The following is a 20294-nucleotide window of genomic DNA, read 5'->3' on the forward strand; positions in this document are numbered from 1 at the left end:
CTGGTGCCGCTTGCGTGACTCGAACACGCGACCCCATCATTACGAATGATGTGCTCTACCAACTGAGCTAAAGCGGCCCATGCCAGTCCATTGGACCGGCGATGCGGTTCGCGGGTGATATCGACATTGAACGTCAATTTCAAGCGCCCGATCACGACATTCCGGCGAACTCCCGAGATGGTGAACGGCCCCTGCCGGGCATCGGGCGAGAGACAACGAACCGCCGGGCTGCGAACGACCGGCTCGCTCGCGTCGACGAAAGTCTGTTCTCGCTTCGTCGCGAAATCAGCGCTTTGCCGATGGACTCCTGTTTTCGCTGCGTTAAGCTTCGCTGGAGCCTGTACGCATCTCATCTTGGCTAAACGTTTCAAATCAGGCGCTTGGAGGAGGATAAATGTCTGAGGTTTCGATGGTTGTGAACGGTCGCAAGGTGTCGGCCGCAGTCGAGGATCGAACACTGCTCGTCCACTTCCTGCGCGAGCATCTCGGCCTGACCGGGACGCATGTCGGCTGCGACACATCGCAGTGCGGCGCCTGCGTGGTTCACGTCGACGGCAAGGCGGTGAAAAGCTGCTCCATGCTCGCGGCGCAGGCGTCGGGCGCCGACGTGGTGACGATCGAGGGATTGGCGAACGGCGCCGACCTGCATCCGGTCCAGGCGGCGTTCCGCGAGAACCACGGCCTGCAGTGCGGCTTCTGCACGCCGGGCATGATCATGGCGGCGACCGACATGATCAACCGCCACGGTGCCGGCAACCTCGACGAGAAAACCGTGCGGGCCGAGCTGGAAGGCAATATCTGCCGCTGCACGGGTTACCACAACATCGTGAAGTCGATCCTCGCCGCCTCGAAGGCGATGGCGAAGGGCAAGTCGAAAAAAGCGGCGTGAGCGGAGCGGCAGGCAACAGGACAGCAGGGCTGCAAGGTACCGGACCGGTTCCCTATCTCCCTCCCGCCTTGTTGCCCCACTCCCTTTCCCGACATCTGGAGGAGGACCAGAGCTATGGGTGTTGAAGGCATCGGCGCGCGCGTTGCGCGCAAGGAAGACAAGAGGTTCATCACCGGCGGCGGCCGCTACGTTGACGATATGGTGGTGCCGGGAATGAAACATGCCGCCTTCGTGCGGTCTCCGCATGCGCACGCCGACATCAAGAAGATCGACGTCAGGGCGGCCAAGGACATGCCGGGCGTCATCGATGTGCTGGTGGGCAAGGAACTCAAGGCAGACGGCATCGGCAACCTGATCTGCGGCTGGATGATCCACTCCAAGGACGGCTCGCCGATGAACATGGGCGCCTGGTCGCCGCTGGCTGTCGACCGCGTCCGATATGTCGGCGATGCGGTGGCGATCGTCGTGGCCGAGACCAAGGGGCAGGCGCGCGACGCCGCCGAGGCCGTCGAAGTGACCTACAAGGAAAAGAAGGCGGTGACCGACGCGGCCGCGGCGCTGAAGAACGGCGCCCCGCAATTGCACCCGGAAGCCGCCGGCAACCTGATCTATGACTGGGCGATCGGCGAGGAAGACGCGGTCGACAAGGCGATCGCCTCGGCCACGCATGTCACCACGATGCAGATCGTCAACAACCGGCTCGTGCCCAACGCCATGGAGCCACGCGCCGCACTCGGCCATTACGACAAGGCCGAGGACCATTATACCTGCTGGACGACATCGCAGAACCCGCATGTCGCGCGGCTGGTCATGAGCGCCTTCTACAATGTCGCGCCCGAAAACAAGCTGCGCGTCATTGCGCCCGATGTCGGCGGCGGCTTCGGCTCCAAGATCTACATCTATCCTGAGGAGATCGTCTGCCTGTGGGCTTCCAAGCGCACCGGCGTGCCGGTCAAGTGGGTCGCTGACCGCACGGAGAGCTTTCTGACCGACGCGCATGGCCGCGACCATGTCACCGAGGTCAAGCTTGCATTCGACGCGGACAACAAAATGACGGCGCTCAAGGTCGACACGATCGCCAATTTCGGCGCCTACATGTCGCTGTTTTCGAGCGCCGTGCCGACCTATCTCTATGCGACGCTGCTTTCGGGCCAGTATGTCATCCCGTCGATCCACTGCAACGTGAGAGCCGTCTACACCAACACGGCCCCGGTCGACGCCTATCGCGGCGCTGGCCGGCCGGAGGCGACCTATGTGCTGGAGCGCGTGGTCGAGACGGCTGCGCGCGAACTCGGCGTCTCGCCGGCCGAACTGAGGCGCAAGAACTTCATCACCACCTTCCCGTACCAGACACCGGTGATCATGGCCTATGACGCTGGCGACTACGCCGCCTCGCTCGACGCGGCGATGAAGGCAGCCGATTATGCCGGCTTTGCCAAGCGCCGCGACAAGGCGGCCAAGAACGGCAAGCTGCGCGGCATCGGCATGAGCTGCTACATCGAGGCCTGCGGCATCGCGCCGTCGGCGGCGGTGGGCTCGCTCGGCGCCGGTGTCGGTCTGTGGGAATCGGCCGAGGTGCGCGTCAACGGCGTCGGCACGATCGAGGTACTGACCGGGTCGCACAGCCACGGACAGGGTCACGAGACCACCTTCGCCCAACTGGTCTCCGACCGGTTCGGCGTGCCGTTGGACACGGTATCGATCGTCCATGGCGACACGGACAAGGTGCAGATGGGCATGGGCACTTATGGCTCGCGCTCTGGCGCGGTCGGCATGTCGGCGGTCGTCAAGGCGCTCGACAAGGTCGAGGCCAAGGCCAAGAAGATCGCGGCCCATCTGATGGAGGCCGACGAAGGCGACATCGTCATCGAGAACGGTGAATTGAAGGTCGCCGGCACCGACAAGACGGTGCCGTGGTTCCAGATGGCGCTTGCCGCCTATACGGCCCACAACCTTCCCGAGGGCATGGAGCCCGGCCTCAAGGAGGGCGCCTTCTACGATCCGTCCAACTTCACCTTCCCGGCCGGCTGCTACATCTGCGAGGTCGAGATCGATCCCGAGACGGGGGACACGGAGATCGTGCAGTTCGTGGCTGCCGATGATTTCGGCAACATCATCAATCCGATGATCGTCGAGGGACAGGTCCATGGCGGCATCGCCCAGGGTGTCGGGCAGGCGCTTTTGGAAGGCTGTCACTACGATGACGGCGGACAGCTGATCACGGCGAGCTACATGGACTACTGCATGCCACGCGCCGACGATTTGCCGTCGTTCCAGGTTTCGACCTCGAACACGCCGTGCCCGTCGAACCCGCTCGGCATCAAGGGTTGTGGAGAGGCCGGCGCCATCGGCTCGCCGCCGGCGGTGATCAACGCCATCACCGACGCCATCGGCAACAACGACCTGTCGATGCCAGCGACGTCGCAGAAGGTCTGGGCGGCGCTCAAGGCCGCGACCAAGCACTGAGGAGGAAGCAACAATGTATTCCGTGACCTATCACCGCGCCTCTTCGGTGGCCGACGCGGTCAAGCTCCTGAAGAAGGCCGACGACGGCAAGCTGGTCTCGGGCGGGATGACGCTGATCCCGGCCATGAAGACGCGGCTTGCCGCGCCGTCCGATCTTGTCGATCTGCGCCACGTCAAGGAATTGAAGGGCGTCAAGGTCTCGGGCAAGAACGTGACCATCGGCGCCGCGACGACGCACGCCGAGGTAGCGGCGAACGAGAAACTTGCCAAGGTCTGCCCCGCGATCTGCCATCTGGCCGCGCATATCGGCGATCCGCATGTGCGCCACATGGGAACGATCGGCGGTTCGGTCGCCAACAACGATCCCGCAGCCGACTACCCGGCGGCACTACTGGCGCTTGGTGCCACGATCGTCACCGACAAGCGGGAAATTCCCGCCGACAAGTTCTTCAAGGGCCTGTTCGAAACGTCCTTGAAGGACAATGAGGTGATCACTGCCGTAACCTTCACCGCACCGGCGAAATGCGGCTACTCCAAGTTTCCGAACCCGGCCTCGCGCTACGCCATGACCGGCGTTTTCGTGGCCAAGGGCAAGGATGGCGTGCGTGCCGCGGTCACCGGCGCCGGCGATGACGGCGTCTTCCGCTCCAAGGAAATCGAGGCGGCGTTGTCGAAGAAGTTCGAGGCCGGAGCGCTCGAGGGCGCGTCGGTTCCCTCGAAAAACCTCATGAGCGACATCCACGCCTCAGCCGACTACCGCGCCAATCTGGTCGTGGTGATGGCCAAGCGCGCCGTGGCGGCAGCCACCGCCGGCTAACACTCGTTGCCAGCGATCCGAGCTGCGAAAGGGCCTTCGGGCCCTTTCTGCTTTCGAGCGCGCTAGTTGAGGACGGGTATTTTGGTGTTGTTGGCCGGGAGCCTCCGAGCCCGCGCGCGACGTTCGCCGTGCCTGGCCGCCACCGCGATCGCTGTTGGCCCAATCCTGCCGCGCCGAGCGCGTGCATAAGCTTGCGCATGTCCGTTGACCGTCCGCTCCTCGGCATCGCGTTGATGACCGGCTTCTGCGCCCTCGCGCCGCTGGGCGATTCGATCGCCAAGCTGCTCGGCGCGACCATTCCTCTGGTCCAGCTTCTGTTCGTGCGCTTCGCTTTCCAGGCATTGCTGGTGCCGGCGGTCTGGGCGAGCGGTGGGTCGGTGCGTCTTTCCGGACGGGCGACGTGGCTGATGGCGGCGCGAACAGCGCTCCACATTGTCGGTATCGGCGCCATGTTCCTGTCGCTGCGCTACCTGCCGCTGGCAGACGCCGTTGCAATCGCTTTCGTGATGCCGTTCATCATGCTGTTGCTGGGCCGGCTCGTGCTCGACGAGGAGGTCGGCCCGCGCCGCCTTGCCGCTTGCGCGGTCGGCTTTGTCGGCACCCTGCTGGTTGTCCAGCCGAGCTTCGCCGAGGTCGGCTGGCCGGCGCTGTTGCCCCTCGGCGTCGCCGTCACCTTCGCTTTCTTCATGCTGATCACGCGGCAGGTGGCGCGTGAGGCGGGGCCGGTCGCCCTGCAGGCGGTAAGCGGCGCGATGGCTGTCGCCTTCCTGGGGCCGCTGCTCGCCGTTGGCGTCGCGCTCGACCTGCCGGGTCTGTCGCTGGTTTGGCCGAATGGGTACGAGACGTTTCTGCTGTTGGCGATCGCCGTTCTCGGAACGTCGGCGCATCTTCTGATGACGTGGTCGCTGCGCTTTGCGCCGGCCTCGACCCTGGCACCGATGCAATATCTGGAGATCCCCTTCGCGACCCTGATCGGCTGGCTGATCTTCCGCGATCTGCCCAACGGCCTCGCTGCCGTCGGCATCGCGATTACGATGGCCGCAGGCCTCTACATCGTTCTCAGGGAGCGCACTTTGGCGCGCACGCCGCGCCCGCCCACGCCGGCGGCGGCCGAATAGATCGCGCGGTCAGGCCGGCAAGGAGTCGACCAGGCGTTCTGCGCCGTCGCGGAACGGGTCGACCGCCGGAAGCCCCATGCGTTCTTCGGTCTGGCTGAGGTAGTCGCGCGCCTCCTCCGGGGAGAGCGCTGCCGTATTGACCGAAATGCCGATGACTCGGACGTCCGGATTGACGATCCGGGCGGTCGCCAGCGAAAGCTCGCGCAGTTCCTCCAGCGACGGCAGCGTGTAATGTGGCAGGCCACGCATGTGGGTCCGCGTCGGCTCGTGGCATAGCACCAGTGCGTCCGGGCGCCCGCCATGGATCAGGGCCATGGTCACGCCCGAAAAGGACGGGTGGAACAGGCTGCCCTGGCCTTCGATCAGGTCCCAATGGTCTTCATCATTGTCGGGTGTGAGCCATTCCACGGCCCCGGCCATGAAGTCGGCAACAACAGCGTCGAGCGGCACGCCGGAACCGGTGATCAGGATGCCGGTCTGGCCTGTGGCACGGAACGACGCCTTCATGGCGCGCGCCCGCATCACCTTCTCCATGGCGAGCGCCGTGTACATCTTGCCGATCGAGCAGTCGGTACCGACCGCCAGGCAACGCTTGCCGGTACGTGGCTTGCCGTCGGCGATCGGATAGTCGTTCCGCGGCACGCGCACGTCGAAGAGGTTCGTTCCGGATTGCTTCGCGGCCGCAACCAGTTCGGGGATGTCGGCGAGGTGGTTGTGCAGGCCGGAGGCGATGTCCATGCCGGCACGGCTCGCCGCCACCAGCGTCTCGATCCAGTTCCTGGAGATGACGCCACCACGGTTGGCGGCACCGACGATCATGGTTCTTGCGCCGGCCGCGGCCGCGTCGGCGATGCTCATTTCGGGCAGCCGGAGATCGGCCCGGCAGCCTTCGAGCCGCAACTGGCCGAGCGCGAATTCCGGCCGCCAGTCCTTCACGCCCTGCGCGACCTTGGCGGCAAGCTGGTCCGGCGCGTCGCCGAGAAACAGGAGATAGGGCGTCTTGAGCATCGTCCAGCGGCCTCTGATACGGGAATGAGCCCGCAAGGGAGTATCGACGGCTCGGGCGATGTCAAGGGTGGAGCCTGCCACGGTTCGGCCGCTTGCGATCCCCCTGCCGGGGACTAAGCTTCCGGCGTAGAGCTGTTCCAACCCGGAGGGCGAATTGCATCGCCGCGAATTTGTGGCTGGCGCGGTTGCCGCGATGGCGACGCAGAGCGTAGCGGCCGCGGGACCGGCGCAAGCGGACGGTCCGACGCTGGACCGCATGATCGGCCAGATGATCATGGTCGGGTTCCGTGGCGATCGCCCCGGCGATCCGCGTGTCGCGACCGTTGCCGAGCAGATCGCCCGGAGCGAGGTGGGCGGTGTGCTCTACTTGCGGCACAACCTGGCCGACAGGCATGCGGCCGTTGCCCTGAACCGGGCCTTCGCCGGGGCGTGGCAGGGTGTGCCGCCGCTGCTCGCCATCGACCAGGAAGGCGGCCGCATCGCCCGTCTCGGCGCGGCGCATGACTTTCCTGTCTTTCCGTCGGCGCGGGACATGGCATCGCGGCACCGCCCGAACGAAGCAAAACGGCTCTTTGGGCAAATGGCGGCGGGCCTGCGTGAATGGGGCTTCAATTTCAATCTGGCGCCGGTTGCCGATCTCGATATCAATCCGGAAAGCCCCGTCATCGGCGCGCTTGAAAGGAGCTACTCGGCAGATCCGGCCGTTGTCGACAACTATGTCGCGGCCTTTGTGCTGGCGCACCGCGAACATGGCGTGCTCAGTGCGATCAAGCATTTCCCCGGCCACGGGTCGAGCGCGACCGACAGCCATGAGGCGCTGCCCGACGTGTCAGCCAGTTGGACGCGGGGTGAACTTGAGCCATTCGGTTCGGCGATCAATTGCGGGCTGGCCGATGCGATCATGGTCGGACACCTGCATGTCGGTGGACTGCAGGACGGTGACGGCAGCGAGCCGGCGTCGTTGTCGAAGCGGGTGGTGACCGACCTTCTGCGCAAGGAACTCGGCCATCAAGGGGTCGTGATCACCGACGACCTGCAGATGAACGCGGTTACCCAGAACCGCTCCTTCGGGCGCGCCGTAGTCGAGGCGGTCCTGGCCGGCAACGACATCCTGCTTTTTGCGAATTTCGAGGACTACGATCCCAGGCTCCCCGAACGCGTTCGTGCCATCCTCGCAAGGCGTGCCGAACACGATCGCGCGCTCTGGGAACTGATACGGGCTTCCTACCAGCGCATCCTGCGGCTGAAGCACCGGCTGGCTGCGGTCGGGTAAGCGTCATGTCTCGCGAGGCTTAGCCGCCGCTGATAGCGGTGAGAATAAAGATCTCCGCGCCCGGCCGGAGCACGGCCTCCAGGTTCTGGCGTTCTCCGTCGACGAAAACGTTCATGTGTCTGCGGATCGCTGGCCGCGTGTCGCAGATGCGGTCGCCCATGCCCGGCCAGCGTTCGTCGAGCCGGTCGATCAACTCGCGAACCGTCGCCGCCTCCAGTTCGCATTGTCGCGGCGCGCCGGGAAAGAGGTCCGCAAGCACCGCGGCGAGCTTCACGGTGACCGTCTGCTTTTCGCCGGCGTCTACAGGCATCCCCGCCACCTCAATCGAGCAGCATCGTCTCGACCGAGAGGATGGCCGGCAGATGCTGTGCGACCGACCGCCAGCTTTCGCCCTCGTCGTTCGATGCGAACAGCGCTCCGCCACTGGTGCCGAAATAGACGCCGGCGGGATCAAGCCGGTCCGTCGCCATCGCCTGGCGCAGCACGCCGAAATAGGCATTTTCCTGCGGCAGCCCGTCACGCAGGTCCTGCCAGCTCTTGCCGGCGTCGCGCGTGCGCCACACCGCCGCCTTGGCGTCGGGCACGTAGCGCCCCGCCGAATCGCCGTTGAGCGGCAACAGGAACAGCGTTTCGGGATCGCGCGGATGTACCGCGGCCGGAAAGCCGAAGCTCGACGGCAGGCCATCCTCGATGCTTTCCCACCGCTTGCCGCCGTCGTCGCTGCGGTACATGCCGCAATGGTTCTGCTGATAGAGCCGGTCCGACATGCCGGGCGCCATCACCAGCGAATGCACGCATTGCCCGAACTCGGGATAGTTCTGTCCGTCGGGCAGGAAGTCGGCGCGGGTGCCGAGATTGCGTGGCTCCCAGCTGGCGCCGCCATCGGCGCTGTGGAAGACACCGGCGGCGGAGATGCCGACCCAGATGCGGGCTTCGTCCGCGGGATCGACGACCATCGAATGCAGGATCAGCCCAGCCCCGCCCGGGTTCCATTCCGGCCGCGAAGGGTGCTTTTGCAGGCCATCTATGTGCCGCCAGCTCTTGCCGCCATCCTCGCTCTTGAACAGACCGGCAGGCTGGACGCCGGCATAAAGCCCGCCAGAGCAGAGCGCCAGGCTCCAGCCCGCCGCCACCGGGTCCTGCCCTTCCGGGTAGGCGAGACCGTCGCTCGAATGGCTCCATGATTGCCCCAGATCGTCGGAGCGCCAGATCGCCGGGCCAAACCACTCATTGCCGCCGGCGCCGTAGATCCGGCCGGTATCGGGATCGCCGATGACGTGGTTCATCGGCCAGGTTTCGCAGAAAGGCCCGCGCAGATGCCAGTCGTCGCGCGCCCAGCCGCTTTCGGCCACGAACACGCCCTTCTTGGTGCCGATCAGCAGAACCACCTTACCGGCCATGAAACGCTCCTCGCTTCGTTCCGCCCCCGCGAACTGGACAGTTACGTTGATATCAACATAATATGACAACCATGTCAAAGCAGGACCTGGTCCCCTACCAGACCACCATCGAGGTTCGCGATGCCTGCCTGTGCCTGCACGTGCAGAGGGCAGCGAGGGCATTGGCGCGCTATTTCGATGAGGCGCTGCGCCCGTGCGGCCTTTCCAACGGGCAGTTCTCGCTGCTGATGTCGCTGAACCGGCCGCAGCCGCCGCGCATGAAGGAAGTCGCCGCCACGCTCGCCATGGACCGCACGACGCTGACGGCGGCATTGAAGCCGCTGGAGCGGCGGGGCCTGGTCGAAGTCACTATCGACCCCGGCGACCGCCGCAATCGCGCCCTGACGCTGACCGACGAGGGCCGCAAGACGCTCGCGACGGCCGTACCCATCTGGCGGGAAAGTCATGCCGCGATCGAGAAACGTGTACCGGGCAGCGATGCCGCAGGCCTGCGAGCGGCGCTGTTGGCATTGTCGTAAGCGCTCAGCCGCGCAGTCTTTCGCGCCATGCGATGATGATCGCGCCAACGATGATCAGAGCGGACCCGGCCAGGCTGTAGCTTGTAGGCGTCTCGCCGAAGACGGCGAAATCGTAGACACCCGCGAAGACGAGTGTGGTGTAAAAAAGCGGGACGACGAAACTGGCGTCCCCGCGCTTGAGCGCCTGCAGAAACAGTGCCTGCGCGGCCACCATGGCGATGCCGATCGCGGCGAGCAGCGTCCATTGCAAGGTGTTCGGCTGCTGCCAGACGAACAGCGCTGCCGCGACCGAAAGCACCGCACCGAGGAAATTGCCGACGGCGAGGATCCGCAGCGGCGGCTCCATGTTGGTCAGCCGCTTCACCAGCACCACTTCCAGGCCGATAAGCAGCGCGGCCGTCAACGCCACGAGGGCCGCCGGACGAAATGCGTCGCCGCCCGGATTGGTCAGGATCAGCGCCCCGGCGAGCGCGATCGCCGCGGCAGCCCAGCGCCAGCGGCCGACCGTCTCTCCCAAAATCGGGATTGCCAGCAGCATCGCAACGATCGGATTGAGGAAACTGATCGCGGTGGCATCCGCCAGCCGCATCAATGCCGCCGCCGCGAACAGGCAGGTGACACCGGACCATCCGGCTACAACGCGAACCAGATGGCTGCTCCATGCCGTGCCCTTGAGCGAGGGGCGGTGCCAAAGAATGAACGGCGCCAGCGCGACGAGCGCGAAGAAATAGCGCCCCGCTGACACCTGCAACGGGTGGATCGGCGGTCCCTCGACCGCCCTACCCAGCATCTTGGCAAACAGGGTAGTGCCGGCGACCAGCGCACAGGCGACCACCATCATGCCGACGGCGGCGATGGCGTCGCCGACGCGCCGCCCGTCGTTCACGCGGCGAGCTGGCCCCTGGCGGCCTCATATTCCACGGCCAGGCGGTCCACGAGTTCCGCCGCGCCTAAGACCTCGCTGACCGCGCCGATGCCCTGGCCGCAGCCCCAGATGTGCTTCCATGCCTTGGTTTCGCGGCTGTCGAAATTCATCTTCGACGGGTCGGACTGGGGCAGGTTCTTCGGGTCGAGTCCTTGCGCCTCGATCGAGCCTTTGAGGTAGTTGCCGTGGACGCCGGTGAAGAGGTTCGAATAGACGATGTCGGCGGCCTTGGACTGCACGATCATCTGCTTGTATTCATCGACTGCTCGCGCCTCGTGCGTGGCGATGAAGGGCGAGCCGATATAGGCCATGTCGGCGCCCATCGCCTGAGCTGCGAGTATCGCGCCGCCATTGGCGATGGCTCCGGAAAGCAGGAGCGGGCCGTCGAACCACTGCCGGATTTCCTGGATCAGCGCGAACGGCGACAGCGTACCGGCATGGCCACCGGCGCCGGCTGCGACCGCGATCAGCCCGTCGGCGCCCTTCTCGATAGCCTTGCGGGCATGGCGGTCGTGGATGATGTCGTGCAGCACGATGCCGCCATAGGAGTGGACGGCCTGGTTGACCTCCTCGACGGCGCCGAGCGAGGTGATGACGATTGGCACCTTGTATTTGACGCACGCTTCGAGGTCGTGCTGCAGCCTTGAATTGGACTTGTGGACGATTTGGTTGACGGCGAACGGGGCGGCCGGGCGATCCGGGTTCTTCGCGTCATGCGCGGCCAGGTCCTCGGTAATCTCCGCGAGCCAGTCGTGCAGCTGCGGCTCTGGCCGCGCGTTCAGGGCGGGGAACGCCCCGACGATGCCGGCCTTGCATTGCGCAAGCACCAGCGGCGGATGCGAGATGATGAAAAGCGGCGACCCGACGACCGGAATCCTGAGGTTCTTCTTCAAAATGTCCGGCAGCGCCATGCACACCTCCCGATCCCGCTAATTGACGTTTCCGTAAACGTCGCTGTTCTAGCAGAACACGGATGGCCCGCAATATGAAAACGGAACGGGGGCTCGGTTGTCCGGGCGTGCGGCAGCGAACAAGTCTTTTGCGCGACTGGTCGCCGTCAAATTTGTTCAATACAGTCCGTTGGCCTGTAGCGCTGGTTGATTGCCAAGACCTGTGAAGCTAACGCTTGAAAATCGGTTCGAACGGGAAGACTTGCCTTGAATCCCATTGAAAAGGCGATCAGGAACGCCCTGGAAAAGGGCGATGCCGCTGACCGCGCCTTTCGCGAAAAGGTGTACAGGTCCGTGCACGCCGCGCTCGAGCGCACCTTGCAGGCCAACCCCGACGCTACGCCTGAAATGATCCGCCAGCGGCGGCAGACGCTGAAAGCGACGATCAGTTCCGTCGAGACGGAGTTCGTTCCAGCGATCGCGCCGGCGACGCCGGCGCCTTCCGTAAGCCCTCGCGAGTCAGCGCCGGAAGCCAGGCACGTGACGCAAGGGTCAGCCGTGGCGCCTGCGGTGGAAATCTCCGGTGAGCGCCGGATAGCGCAGGGGGCCGGCCAGGCCGGAATGCCGCGTGCCGAATCGCGTCCGGGAACTCCTGCCGCAAGATCAACGGCGTCGGGTGCAAGGGTCGAACCGCGTCTCGATGAGGCACCTCCGGCGGGGGCCAGCCGTAACGACCCGAAGATGGAGGCGGCCGCGCCGCAACCGCGCGTCGACGCTTCCGCGCGACCCGTTTCGGACGGGGACCGGGAAACCTACGCCGCGCCCGAGCCGGAACGGCGGCAGGTCCGGCGCAGCGGACGCAGCCGCATGTTCGCGGGCATTTTTCTCGCCGCGACGCTTCTCGCGGCGGTTGGCATCGGCGTCTGGTGGGTCGCCGACCAGGGGCTGCTCAAATCGCCCGAAGATCGCGACACATCGGTTCCGAATCCTCCCCAGACCCTCGAGGACGAGGACTTCGACCCGGCCGATCCGCCCGGCCTTGCCGGGGAAGGGACCGACGATCGAGACTGGATCATCGTCTTTACGCCGACCGATCCGACGACGGTGTCGACGCCGGCCGGCACGTCCGCCGAAATCATCGAGGCCGAAGGGGATCAGGCGCTGCGCATCAGTTCGCAGGACGGGGAAGCGGCGGTCGTCTTCGACATCGGCGAGGGTGTGCTCGCACAGATCGCAGGGAAGACAGCGGTGTTCGACATCGTCGCGCGGGCGCGCGAAGGGGAGGATACGCAGATGTCGGTGGCCTGCAATCTCGGCGGCCTCGGCGATTGCGGCCGCAACCGCTACAATGTCGTGCGCGAGCGCGGCGATTATCTGTTCGACCTCGAACTACCCGGCAATGCGCCCGGGTCGGCGGGCACGATGGCCATCGTTTCGGATATCGACGGTGGCGGCAAGGCGGTCGACATCTTCGAGATACGGGTCGCGGTCACGCAATAGGTGGCGGCTCAGCCGCCCTCCTTCTCGAGCAGTTCTTGCAGTGCCTCGAGCCTGTCGGCTTCCGCCGCCGGCTTGTCCCAGCGCAGCCGCGAGATGCGTGGAAAGCGCATTGCAACGCCGGAACGGTGGCGTTTCGACCGGTTCAACCCCTCGAAGGCGACCTCCAGCACCAGCCCGTGCGCTGGTTCTGCGCGCACCGCCCTGACCGGCCCGAACCGGTCGATCGTGTTGTCGCGGACATATTTGTCGATCTGTCGGAGTTCCTCGTCGGTAAAGCCGAAATAGGCCTTGCCGACCGGCACCAGTTCGGGCTTGTCCGCCGGGCCTGACCAGACGCCGAAAGTGTAGTCGGAATAGTAGCTCGACCGCTTGCCATGGCCGCGTTGGGCATACATCAGGACTGCATCTACCGTGTGGGGATCGCGTTTCCACTTGAACCACGGCCCTTTTGGTCGCCCGGCGGCATAGTCGGAATCCCAACGCTTCAGCATCACGCCCTCGATGACCGGATGCGGCGGGCCAGATCGCAAGCGGTCGAGTTCGGCCCAGTTCGAAAACGTCACCAGCGGCGACAGGTCGAAACGCACCGGATCGAGGCCGGCGACCAGTGTCTCAAGCCGCAGGCGCCGGTCGCGAAAAGCCGCTCCGCGCAAATTCTCGGTTCCGTGCCGCAGGATGTCGTAGCAGCGGATGAAGGCCGGATATTTCTCCCGCATCTTGGGGGACACCGTCTTGCGGTTGAGGCGCTGCTGCAGGTCGGAGAAGCCGCCGGCACCGCGCTCGGGCGCGCCGACGAGCAACTCGCCGTCGATCGCCGCGTCGAAAGTCATCGCCTCGACGACGTCCGGAAAGGCACCTGAGATATCGTCGCCGGTGCGTGAATAAAGCCGCGCACGCCCATTTTCCGCCACGGCCTGTACCCGTATGCCGTCCCACTTCCATTCCGCGGCAAAGTCGGCCGGATCGAGCCGGTCCAACTCGCGTTCGCCGAGCGGGTTGGCAAGCATGACCGGCTGAAACAGCGCCGCGCCCCGCTTCTCCGGTTTCGGTCCGTGGCCCTCGAGCCAGCCGAACAGGGGTCGGTAAGGAGGCTCGATGCCGTGCCAGAGTTCCTCGATCTCGGTGATGTCGACGTTGCCGAACGCCGCCAGTGCTTGCTTCGCCAACCGCGCCGAAACGCCGATCCGCAGTCCGCCGGTGACCAGCTTGATGAGTGCAAAACGCTCCGAAGCGTCGAGTCGGTCAAGGAGCCCGGCAAAGACCGGGGCACCATGGACGCGCCCGGCCGCCATAAGCGCCTCGACGGCTTCCGAAAGCCGCGGCGCCGCGCCGGCGGTGTCCCCGGGCGTCGGCCAGGCGAGCGACACCGTCTCGGCCAGATCGCCGACATAATCGTAGGAATAGGCGAACAGCACCGGGTCCATGCGCTCGGTGATCAATATGCGCAGCATCGCGGGCTTCACGCCGGGAATGTCGAGGTCGCCGGTGATCGCCGCGAGCGCCAGTCCGCGATCAGGGTCCGGCACCTCCGCGAAATAGTCGATCAAAAGTTTGAGTTTGCCGTTGCGCGACGGCGTCAAAACCAGTCGGTCGAGGAGTTCGGCGAACCGGTCCATCAGTCACCCTCGTCCTCGTAGCCGACAAGGTTGAGCGGCTTGGCCGCGATGCCGTTGATCTCGCACCAGCGCACCAGCGCTTCCTCGCGGCCATGCGTCACCCAGACTTCACGGGCGCCCGTGTCGTGGATGGTCTGGGTCAGTTCGTCCCAGTCGGCGTGGTCGGAAAGGATCAGCGGCAACTCCACGCCACGCTGCTTCGCCCTTTGCCGGATGCGCATCCAGCCCGAGGCGAAGGCGGCAACCGGGTCGGCGAAGCGCCGCGCCCAGCGTTCGGCGAAATTGGCCGGCGGCCCGACGACGACCTCGCCGGCGAAGCGTTCGCGTTCCCCGTCGTCGACCGTTGCGGGCGCCAGCTGACCGAGTTCGATGCCCCGGCTCTGGTAGTAGTTGCAAAGCCGCTCCAGCGCGCCGTGAATGTAGATCGTCCGTTCGTAGCCGGCCTCCCGCAGCAGCTTGATGACCCGCTGGGCCTTGCCCAGCGAATAGGCGCCCACGAGATGGGTCCGTTCCGGGAACTGCGATACCGACTTCAAAAGCCGCGCGATCTCGCCGCGATCGTCCGGGTGACGGAATACGGGCAGGCCGAACGTCGCCTCGCTGATGAAGACATCGCAGGCGATCGGTTCGAACCGTGCGCAGGTGGGGTCGGCGCGGCGCTTGTAGTCGCCGGAGGCGACGATGCGAAGGCCACCCATTTCGACCGCGATCTGGGCCGAGCCGAGGACGTGGCCTGCCGGATGGAAGGAGATGCTGGTTTCACCCAGACGGATCGACTTGCCCGGATCGGCGGTCTGGGCGCTGGTGGCAAAGTGATCGCCGTAGCGGATCCGCATGATGTCGAGCGTTTCGCGTGTCGCCAGCACGGAGCCGTGGCCGGCGCGTGCATGATCGGCGTGGCCGTGCGTGACCAGCGCCCGGGCCACCGGCCGCACCGGGTCGATGAAGAAATCACCCGGAGGGCAGTAGAGGCCTTCTGGGCGCGGGTGCAGGAGTTCTGCTGCTCGCATCGCCGCAAGATAACGCTTTGCGCTGAGCGGGAAAGCCTTGCGCCGAACCCTCTTGCCAAAACGCCGCGCTCGGCGCATAAGCGCGCGCCCGCATTCGCGGGCCGGAACACCTTCATGAATTCAATGCGTTTTTCCTCCGGCGACCTCGTCGCCGACCGCCGCGCGGAATATGCCGCCATGCTGCACGAGCATGGCGATCACGCGGCAGCGGCCGAACTAATGCACGAGACGCTGCTGCTGGTGCCGGACTGGGCGGCGGGCTGGTATCGCCTCGGCGAGATGCGCGAGGCGTCCGGCGATATCGAAGGAGCGGCGCAGGCGTGGCGCCGTTCGCTGCGCATCGATCCCGCCGATCGCATGGGCGCGGCGCTCAAACTGGAACTGATAGGCGCCGCCAGCGCCATCGACGCCGTGCCCAGCGCCTTCGTCGAGACCTTGTTCGACCAATACGCCGACCGTTTCGACGCTTCCCTTGTCGAGCGACTTGGCTACCGGGCGCCGGAACTGATCATGGCAGCCTTGCAGGAGGCCGGCGCGGAGCGTTTCGCCCATGTCATTGACCTCGGCTGCGGTACCGGGCTCATGGGCGAAAGGCTGCGCGCGGTGTCGAGCTTCATCGAAGGCAACGACATCTCGCGCGGCATGCTCAAAAAGGCCGAGACCAAGCGCATCTACGATCGGCTCTGGCGCGAGGACCTGCAGACTTTCGCGCCAGGCGCGCGGCGCGCCGATCTGGCCGTGGCAGCCGACGTGCTGATCTATCTCGGCGCGCTCGACCGCCTGCTCGACGCGGTAGCGGCCATGGTATTGCCCGGCGGCCTCTTCGCGTTCTCCGTGGAAAGCCATGACGGGCCCGAGCCGGTCCTGCTCAGGCCATCGCGGCGTTACGCCCATCACCGCGCCTTTGTCGAAGCGCAGCTAGTTCGCGCCGGCTTCGAGATCGAGGTCATGCGTTCGGCAACCTTGCGCCAGGACCGTGGCGAGCCGGTCGAGGGGTTGATTGTCGTTGCGCGTCTCGCCCTGAAGCCGACTGTCGAGACTTTCGCGGCACCTTTCGTCACCGACGAGGAGCAGCCCGCGGCGCTGAACTGAGGACAAAACGGTGCCTGCTTGGCGGGGCAATCGTTCTGGTTTAGTTCTTGTCTTGTGACCGACCAGACAGCCCTTCGCGAGGCCAACGCCGCCGCCCGCCTTCCGAAACCGTTCCTGGAATGGTTTTCGTCGCGCGGCTGGTCGCCGCGAGTGCACCAGATCGACCTTCTGGCGCGCGCGCAGCGCGGTGCTTCAGCTTTGCTGATTGCGCCCACCGGTGCCGGCAAGACGCTCGCCGGCTTCCTGCCGAGCCTCGTCGACCTCGCCGAACGGCCGAAACGCAAGCCGGGCGAGGCATTTCGCGGCGTCCACACGCTCTATATCTCGCCACTGAAGGCTCTCGCCGTCGACATCGAACGCAACCTCGGCAAGCCGGTTGCCGAGATCGGCCTGTCGGTGACCATCGAGACCCGCACCGGCGACACCCCAACCCACAAGCGCCAGCGCCAGAAGCATGCGCCACCGGACATCCTCCTGACAACGCCGGAACAACTTGCGCTGCTGATCGCAGCGCCAGACGCCGGGCGGTTCTTTTCAGGCCTTCGCTATCTGGTGCTCGATGAACTGCACTCGCTGGTCATTTCGAAGCGCGGGCACCTTCTGTCGCTAGGCATCGCCCGCCTGCGCAAGCTTGCTCCGGATATCCAGGCGATTGGCCTGTCCGCGACAGTCGCCGACCCCGACGCGCTGCGGCGCTGGCTCATGCCGCAGGACCCGCCCGGCGCGATGGCCGACATCATCACCGTCGCAGGCGGCGCCAAGCCGGAGATATCGATCCTCGATTCCGACGATCACGTACCATGGGCCGGCCACTCGGCGCGCTACGCCATTCCCGACCTCTATGACGCCATCTGTCGGCACCGGACGACGCTTCTCTTCGTCAACACCCGCAGCCAGGCCGAATTGCTGTTTCGCGAATTGTGGCGTGTCAACGAGGACGGCCTGCCGATCGCGCTTCACCACGGCTCGCTCGACGTCGGCCAGCGGCGCAAGGTCGAAAAGGCGATGGCGGAGAACACCCTGCGCGCCATCGTTGCCACCTCGACGCTTGATCTCGGCATCGACTGGGGCGATGTCGATCTCGTCATCCATGTCGGAGCCCCCAAGGGCGCCAGCAGGCTCGCCCAGCGCATCGGCCGCTCCAACCATCGCATGGACGAACCGAGCCGCGCCATCCTGGTGCCGGCCAACCGTTTCGAGGTCATGGAATGCCGGGCCGCGCTGGAGGCGAATTACCTTGGAGCGCAGGACACGCCGCCGCTTGCCGACGGGGCGCTCGACGTGCTCGCCCAGCACGTGCTCGGCATGGCCTGCGCGGCCCCGTTTTCCGACGATGCGCTTTATGACGAGGTCCGGTCCGCCGCACCCTACGCCGGGCTCGATCGCCCGACCTTCGATGCCGTCGTCGATTTCGTCGCGACGGGCGGCTACGCCTTGCGGAGTTACGAACGCTATGCACGCATCCGACAGACCAAGGACGGGCTATGGCGCATCAGCCACCCGCGCATCGCCCAGCAATACCGGCTCAATGTCGGCACCATCATCGAGGCGCCGATGCTCAATGTCCGCTATGTACGCAGCGGCCGCGGCACGGCAGCGCGCGGCGGGCCCGTGCTCGGCAAGGTCGAGGAATATTTCCTCGAGACGCTGAGCCCCGGCGACACCTTCATGTTTTCGGGCAAGGTGCTGCGCTTCGAGGGTATCCGCGAAAACGAAGCCTTCGTTTCCAACGGCGCCGGCAACGACGCCATGGTTCCCTCCTACGCCGGCGGCAAGTTTCCGCTCTCCAGCTACCTGGCCGACGAGGTGCGCGGCATCATTGCCGATCCCGACCGCTGGACGACCCTGCCGCCGCAGGTCGCCGACTGGCTGCGGCTGCAGCGCGACAAGTCGGTGCTGCCGAAGCGTAGCGACCTGCTGGTCGAGACGTTTCCGCGCGGCGAGCGCTTCTACATGATCGCCTACCCGTTCGAGGGGCGACTGGCGCACCAGACCCTCGGCATGCTCCTGACCCGCCGGCTGGAGCGCGCCCGTGCCCAGCCGCTTGGCTTCGTCGCCACAGAATATTCGCTCGCCATCTGGGGACTGCGCGACCTTGGCGGCATGCTCGCTGCAGGCCGGCTGTCGCTGCCGGAGCTCTTCGGCGAGGACATGCTCGGCGACGACCTCGAGGCATGGCTTGCCGAGAGCTGGCTCCTGAAGCGCACCTTCCGCGCCTGCGCCATGATCGCCGGCCTCATCGAGAAGCGCCATCCCGGAAAGGAAAAAACAGGGCGACAGGTCACGGTGTCTGCTGACCTCATCTACGACGTCCTGCGGACGCATGAGCCGGACCATGTGCTGTTGCGGGCCACGCGTGCCGATGCAGCAGCCGGCCTGCTCGACATTCATCGCCTCGGCGAAATGCTGTCGCGTATCCGCGGACGAATCGTGCATAAGAACCTGGAACGGATCTCGCCGCTCGCCGTGCCGGTCATGCTCGAGATCGGCCGCGAGCGGGTGAACGGAGAGGCGAGCGACGTGCTCCTTTCCGAAGCAGCGGACGATCTGATCGAGGAGGCGCTGGGTAGCGCATGAATGTCGCGACGAGGCACGAGACCGGAGCCGCACTCACGGCCGTTGCCGGCGAGCCCGCGCTGTTCGACCATCGCGGCGCACTTGTGCTTCCGCAACACCGGCTGCTTGTGATCTCCGATCTTCATCTGGAAAAGGGCTCGTCGTTCGCCCGGCGCGGCGTGATGATGCCGCCTTATGATTCGGCGGCCACACTCTGCTTGTTGGCCGACGTGATCGACGATCATCGTCCCGAAATTGTCATCAGCCTCGGCGACAGCTTCCACGATGGCGGCGGGGCCGCGCGCATGCCGCAACCCTTCCGCGACCGGCTCGTCAGTCTGATGAGGGGCCGTGACTGGTTCTGGGTGGCGGGCAATCACGATCCCGAGCCGCCCCGGGGCCTGCCGGGCGACACGGTGCGCGAACTCGCGCTCGGCGCGCTTACTTTCCGCCACGAACCGTCACGAGGGCCGGTAGACGGGGAGGTTGCCGGCCACTTGCACCCCGGCGCCCGTATCGTCCGCCGCGGCCGTTCGGTACGCCGCCGCTGCTTCGCGACCGACGGCGCGCGCCTGATCATGCCGTCTTTCGGTGCCTTTACGGGCATGCTCAATGTCCGCGACCGGGCCATATGGCCGCTCTTTGAGGCGTCGCGGTTTCGCGCCTTCATGATGGGGAAGGGCCGGGTCTATCCGATCGCCGGCGCGATGCTCCGGGCCGGCTGATCTTACGCAGTTGCCAGGAATGCCGCTACCATGGCGGCGACCGTCAGCAAGGTGGTGGAGATGCGCCCGCGGCCGAAGCGGGCGTCGGCTTGTCCGGCATGCACGGCAAAAGCGTCCCAGGCGCCCTGGGCCGCGAACGCCACCGCGAGCAGTGCAAAGACATGCGGCGGCGACGCGAACAAAAGCGCCCACGCGGCCAGAAGCACAACGAGGCACAGCAGCGGGTCGATCCCTGGCGGCTGGGTCCGGTGCTGGTCTTGTGCCGCCAGCATGACGCCGCGCCGGGTGCCGGCTGCATAGGCCAGCGAAAGTGCCGCATAGGTCTGCAGGAGGTCGACGGTTGCGTCCCGCCAGGGGTGGTCGTCGGCGATCCCGGCCAGCCAGAGGGTCAGGGCGGCGATCGGCGCGAAGGCGAGGACCGCGGCCATCCTGGCTCCCGGCAGGCGCGCCTCGCCGTCGCGTTCGTTCAGCGGGTCCGGTTCGGCCACTGT

General features: G+C 65.9%; 18 protein-coding genes and 1 tRNA gene. 10 read left to right on the plus strand and 9 right to left on the minus strand.

The annotated features are described in order from the left end of the window. Position 1: 1 nt before the first annotated feature. Positions 2-77, minus strand: a tRNA-Thr gene (locus FQ775_RS00110). 317 nt (positions 78-394) lie between these two features. Between FQ775_RS00110 and FQ775_RS00115 the strand changes: the two genes are divergently transcribed. The 4 genes from FQ775_RS00115 (at position 395) to FQ775_RS00130 (ending at position 5290) form a co-directional block, all read left to right on the plus strand. Next, the gene (locus FQ775_RS00115; RefSeq protein WP_146298900.1) at positions 395-889 is read left to right on the plus strand and encodes a (2Fe-2S)-binding protein; all 495 of its coding nucleotides are present in this window, start codon (positions 395-397) and stop codon (positions 887-889) included. 114 nt (positions 890-1003) lie between these two features. Next, positions 1004-3355: a xanthine dehydrogenase family protein molybdopterin-binding subunit gene (locus FQ775_RS00120; protein WP_146298901.1), complete on the plus strand. Its 2352-nt coding sequence runs from the start codon at positions 1004-1006 to the stop codon at positions 3353-3355. Positions 3356-3368: 13 nt separating this feature from the next. Then, positions 3369-4172, plus strand: a complete 804-nt coding sequence (locus FQ775_RS00125) for an FAD binding domain-containing protein (RefSeq protein WP_146298902.1) — start codon at positions 3369-3371, stop codon at positions 4170-4172. Positions 4173-4369: 197 nt separating this feature from the next. Next, positions 4370-5290, plus strand: coding sequence for a DMT family transporter (locus tag FQ775_RS00130; protein ID WP_146298903.1), 921 nt, complete (start codon positions 4370-4372; stop codon positions 5288-5290). 9 nt (positions 5291-5299) lie between these two features. Here the strand turns inward: FQ775_RS00130 and dgcN are convergent, their stop codons facing one another. Next, positions 5300-6298: an N-acetyltransferase DgcN gene (gene dgcN / locus FQ775_RS00135; protein ID WP_146298904.1), complete on the minus strand. Its 999-nt coding sequence runs from the start codon at positions 6296-6298 to the stop codon at positions 5300-5302. A 193-nt stretch (positions 6299-6491) separates the two neighbouring features. Between dgcN and FQ775_RS00140 the strand changes: the two genes are divergently transcribed. After that, complete coding sequence (locus tag FQ775_RS00140; RefSeq protein ID WP_146298905.1) at positions 6492-7571, plus strand: glycoside hydrolase family 3 protein; 1080 nt, start codon at positions 6492-6494, stop codon at positions 7569-7571. Between the two features lie 19 nt (positions 7572-7590). On the opposite strand, the gene FQ775_RS00145 is transcribed toward FQ775_RS00140, so the two are convergent. Both FQ775_RS00145 and FQ775_RS00150 read right to left on the minus strand, forming a co-directional pair. Next, positions 7591-7881 (minus strand): MoaD/ThiS family protein, encoded by a 291-nt coding sequence (locus FQ775_RS00145; RefSeq protein WP_146298906.1) that lies wholly within the window; start codon positions 7879-7881, stop codon positions 7591-7593. A gap of 10 nt (positions 7882-7891) precedes the next feature. Beyond that, positions 7892-8971, minus strand: a complete 1080-nt coding sequence (locus tag FQ775_RS00150) for a WD40/YVTN/BNR-like repeat-containing protein (RefSeq protein WP_146298907.1) — start codon at positions 8969-8971, stop codon at positions 7892-7894. Between the two features lie 71 nt (positions 8972-9042). Between FQ775_RS00150 and FQ775_RS00155 the strand changes: the two genes are divergently transcribed. Then, positions 9043-9489, plus strand: coding sequence for a MarR family winged helix-turn-helix transcriptional regulator (locus FQ775_RS00155; protein ID WP_146298908.1), 447 nt, complete (start codon positions 9043-9045; stop codon positions 9487-9489). A 4-nt stretch (positions 9490-9493) separates the two neighbouring features. Here the strand turns inward: FQ775_RS00155 and FQ775_RS00160 are convergent, their stop codons facing one another. Continuing rightward, entirely contained in the window at positions 9494-10375 is an 882-nt protein-coding gene (locus FQ775_RS00160) for a DMT family transporter (protein ID WP_206064809.1), read from the minus strand. Then, positions 10372-11325 (minus strand): NAD(P)H-dependent flavin oxidoreductase, encoded by a 954-nt coding sequence (locus tag FQ775_RS00165; RefSeq protein ID WP_146298909.1) that lies wholly within the window; start codon positions 11323-11325, stop codon positions 10372-10374. Before FQ775_RS00165 ends, FQ775_RS00160 begins: the two co-directional genes overlap by 4 nt. A 246-nt stretch (positions 11326-11571) precedes the next feature. Here FQ775_RS00165 and FQ775_RS00170 point away from each other — a divergent pair, with 246 nt between their 5' ends. Further along, positions 11572-12804 carry a hypothetical protein gene (locus FQ775_RS00170; RefSeq protein WP_146298910.1) on the plus strand — a complete coding sequence of 411 codons (1233 nt, stop codon included), beginning with the start codon at positions 11572-11574 and terminating at the stop codon, positions 12802-12804. Between the two features lie 8 nt (positions 12805-12812). Here the strand turns inward: FQ775_RS00170 and FQ775_RS00175 are convergent, their stop codons facing one another. Together FQ775_RS00175 and FQ775_RS00180 are read right to left on the minus strand one after the other, a co-directional pair. Further along, positions 12813-14420 carry a cisplatin damage response ATP-dependent DNA ligase gene (locus FQ775_RS00175; protein ID WP_146298911.1) on the minus strand — a complete coding sequence of 536 codons (1608 nt, stop codon included), beginning with the start codon at positions 14418-14420 and terminating at the stop codon, positions 12813-12815. Next, positions 14420-15430 (minus strand): ligase-associated DNA damage response exonuclease, encoded by a 1011-nt coding sequence (locus FQ775_RS00180; RefSeq protein ID WP_146298912.1) that lies wholly within the window; start codon positions 15428-15430, stop codon positions 14420-14422. Before FQ775_RS00180 ends, FQ775_RS00175 begins: the two co-directional genes overlap by 1 nt. Positions 15431-15544: 114 nt before the next feature. On the opposite strand from FQ775_RS00180, the gene FQ775_RS00185 reads away from it, so the two are divergent. The 3 genes from FQ775_RS00185 to pdeM are packed head-to-tail and all read left to right on the plus strand — an operon-like array spanning position 15545 to position 19803. Beyond that, positions 15545-16522: a class I SAM-dependent DNA methyltransferase gene (locus tag FQ775_RS00185; protein WP_146298913.1), complete on the plus strand. Its 978-nt coding sequence runs from the start codon at positions 15545-15547 to the stop codon at positions 16520-16522. A 54-nt stretch (positions 16523-16576) separates the two neighbouring features. Then, complete coding sequence (locus tag FQ775_RS00190; RefSeq protein ID WP_146298914.1) at positions 16577-19099, plus strand: ligase-associated DNA damage response DEXH box helicase; 2523 nt, start codon at positions 16577-16579, stop codon at positions 19097-19099. After that, positions 19096-19803 (plus strand): ligase-associated DNA damage response endonuclease PdeM, encoded by a 708-nt coding sequence (gene pdeM / locus FQ775_RS00195; RefSeq protein WP_146298915.1) that lies wholly within the window; start codon positions 19096-19098, stop codon positions 19801-19803. Before FQ775_RS00190 ends, pdeM begins: the two co-directional genes overlap by 4 nt. A 2-nt stretch (positions 19804-19805) precedes the next feature. On the opposite strand, the gene FQ775_RS00200 is transcribed toward pdeM, so the two are convergent. After that, complete coding sequence (locus FQ775_RS00200; RefSeq protein ID WP_146298916.1) at positions 19806-20291, minus strand: DUF3429 family protein; 486 nt, start codon at positions 20289-20291, stop codon at positions 19806-19808. Positions 20292-20294: the final 3 nt, after the last annotated feature.

The organism is Nitratireductor mangrovi, from assembly GCF_007922615.2.
GTDB lineage: Bacteria > Pseudomonadota > Alphaproteobacteria > Rhizobiales > Rhizobiaceae > Mangrovimarina > Mangrovimarina mangrovi.

Bases quoted from the DNA above. Each gene is read 5' to 3' on its own strand.
- FQ775_RS00115 (WP_146298900.1), top strand. From the start codon at position 395: ATGTCTGAGGTTTCGATGGTTGTGAACGGTCGCAAGGTGTCGGCCGCA.
- FQ775_RS00120 (WP_146298901.1), top strand. From the start codon at position 1,004: ATGGGTGTTGAAGGCATCGGCGCGCGCGTTGCGCGCAAGGAAGACAAG.
- FQ775_RS00125 (WP_146298902.1), top strand. From the start codon at position 3,369: ATGTATTCCGTGACCTATCACCGCGCCTCTTCGGTGGCCGACGCGGTC.
- FQ775_RS00130 (WP_146298903.1), top strand. From the start codon at position 4,370: ATGTCCGTTGACCGTCCGCTCCTCGGCATCGCGTTGATGACCGGCTTC.
- dgcN (WP_146298904.1), bottom strand. From the start codon at position 6,298: ATGCTCAAGACGCCCTATCTCCTGTTTCTCGGCGACGCGCCGGACCAG.
- FQ775_RS00140 (WP_146298905.1), top strand. From the start codon at position 6,492: ATGGCGACGCAGAGCGTAGCGGCCGCGGGACCGGCGCAAGCGGACGGT.
- FQ775_RS00145 (WP_146298906.1), bottom strand. From the start codon at position 7,881: ATGCCTGTAGACGCCGGCGAAAAGCAGACGGTCACCGTGAAGCTCGCC.
- FQ775_RS00150 (WP_146298907.1), bottom strand. From the start codon at position 8,971: ATGGCCGGTAAGGTGGTTCTGCTGATCGGCACCAAGAAGGGCGTGTTC.
- FQ775_RS00155 (WP_146298908.1), top strand. From the start codon at position 9,043: ATGTCAAAGCAGGACCTGGTCCCCTACCAGACCACCATCGAGGTTCGC.
- FQ775_RS00165 (WP_146298909.1), bottom strand. From the start codon at position 11,325: ATGGCGCTGCCGGACATTTTGAAGAAGAACCTCAGGATTCCGGTCGTC.
- FQ775_RS00175 (WP_146298911.1), bottom strand. From the start codon at position 14,420: ATGGACCGGTTCGCCGAACTCCTCGACCGACTGGTTTTGACGCCGTCG.
- FQ775_RS00180 (WP_146298912.1), bottom strand. From the start codon at position 15,430: ATGCGAGCAGCAGAACTCCTGCACCCGCGCCCAGAAGGCCTCTACTGC.
- FQ775_RS00185 (WP_146298913.1), top strand. From the start codon at position 15,545: ATGAATTCAATGCGTTTTTCCTCCGGCGACCTCGTCGCCGACCGCCGC.
- pdeM (WP_146298915.1), top strand. From the start codon at position 19,096: ATGAATGTCGCGACGAGGCACGAGACCGGAGCCGCACTCACGGCCGTT.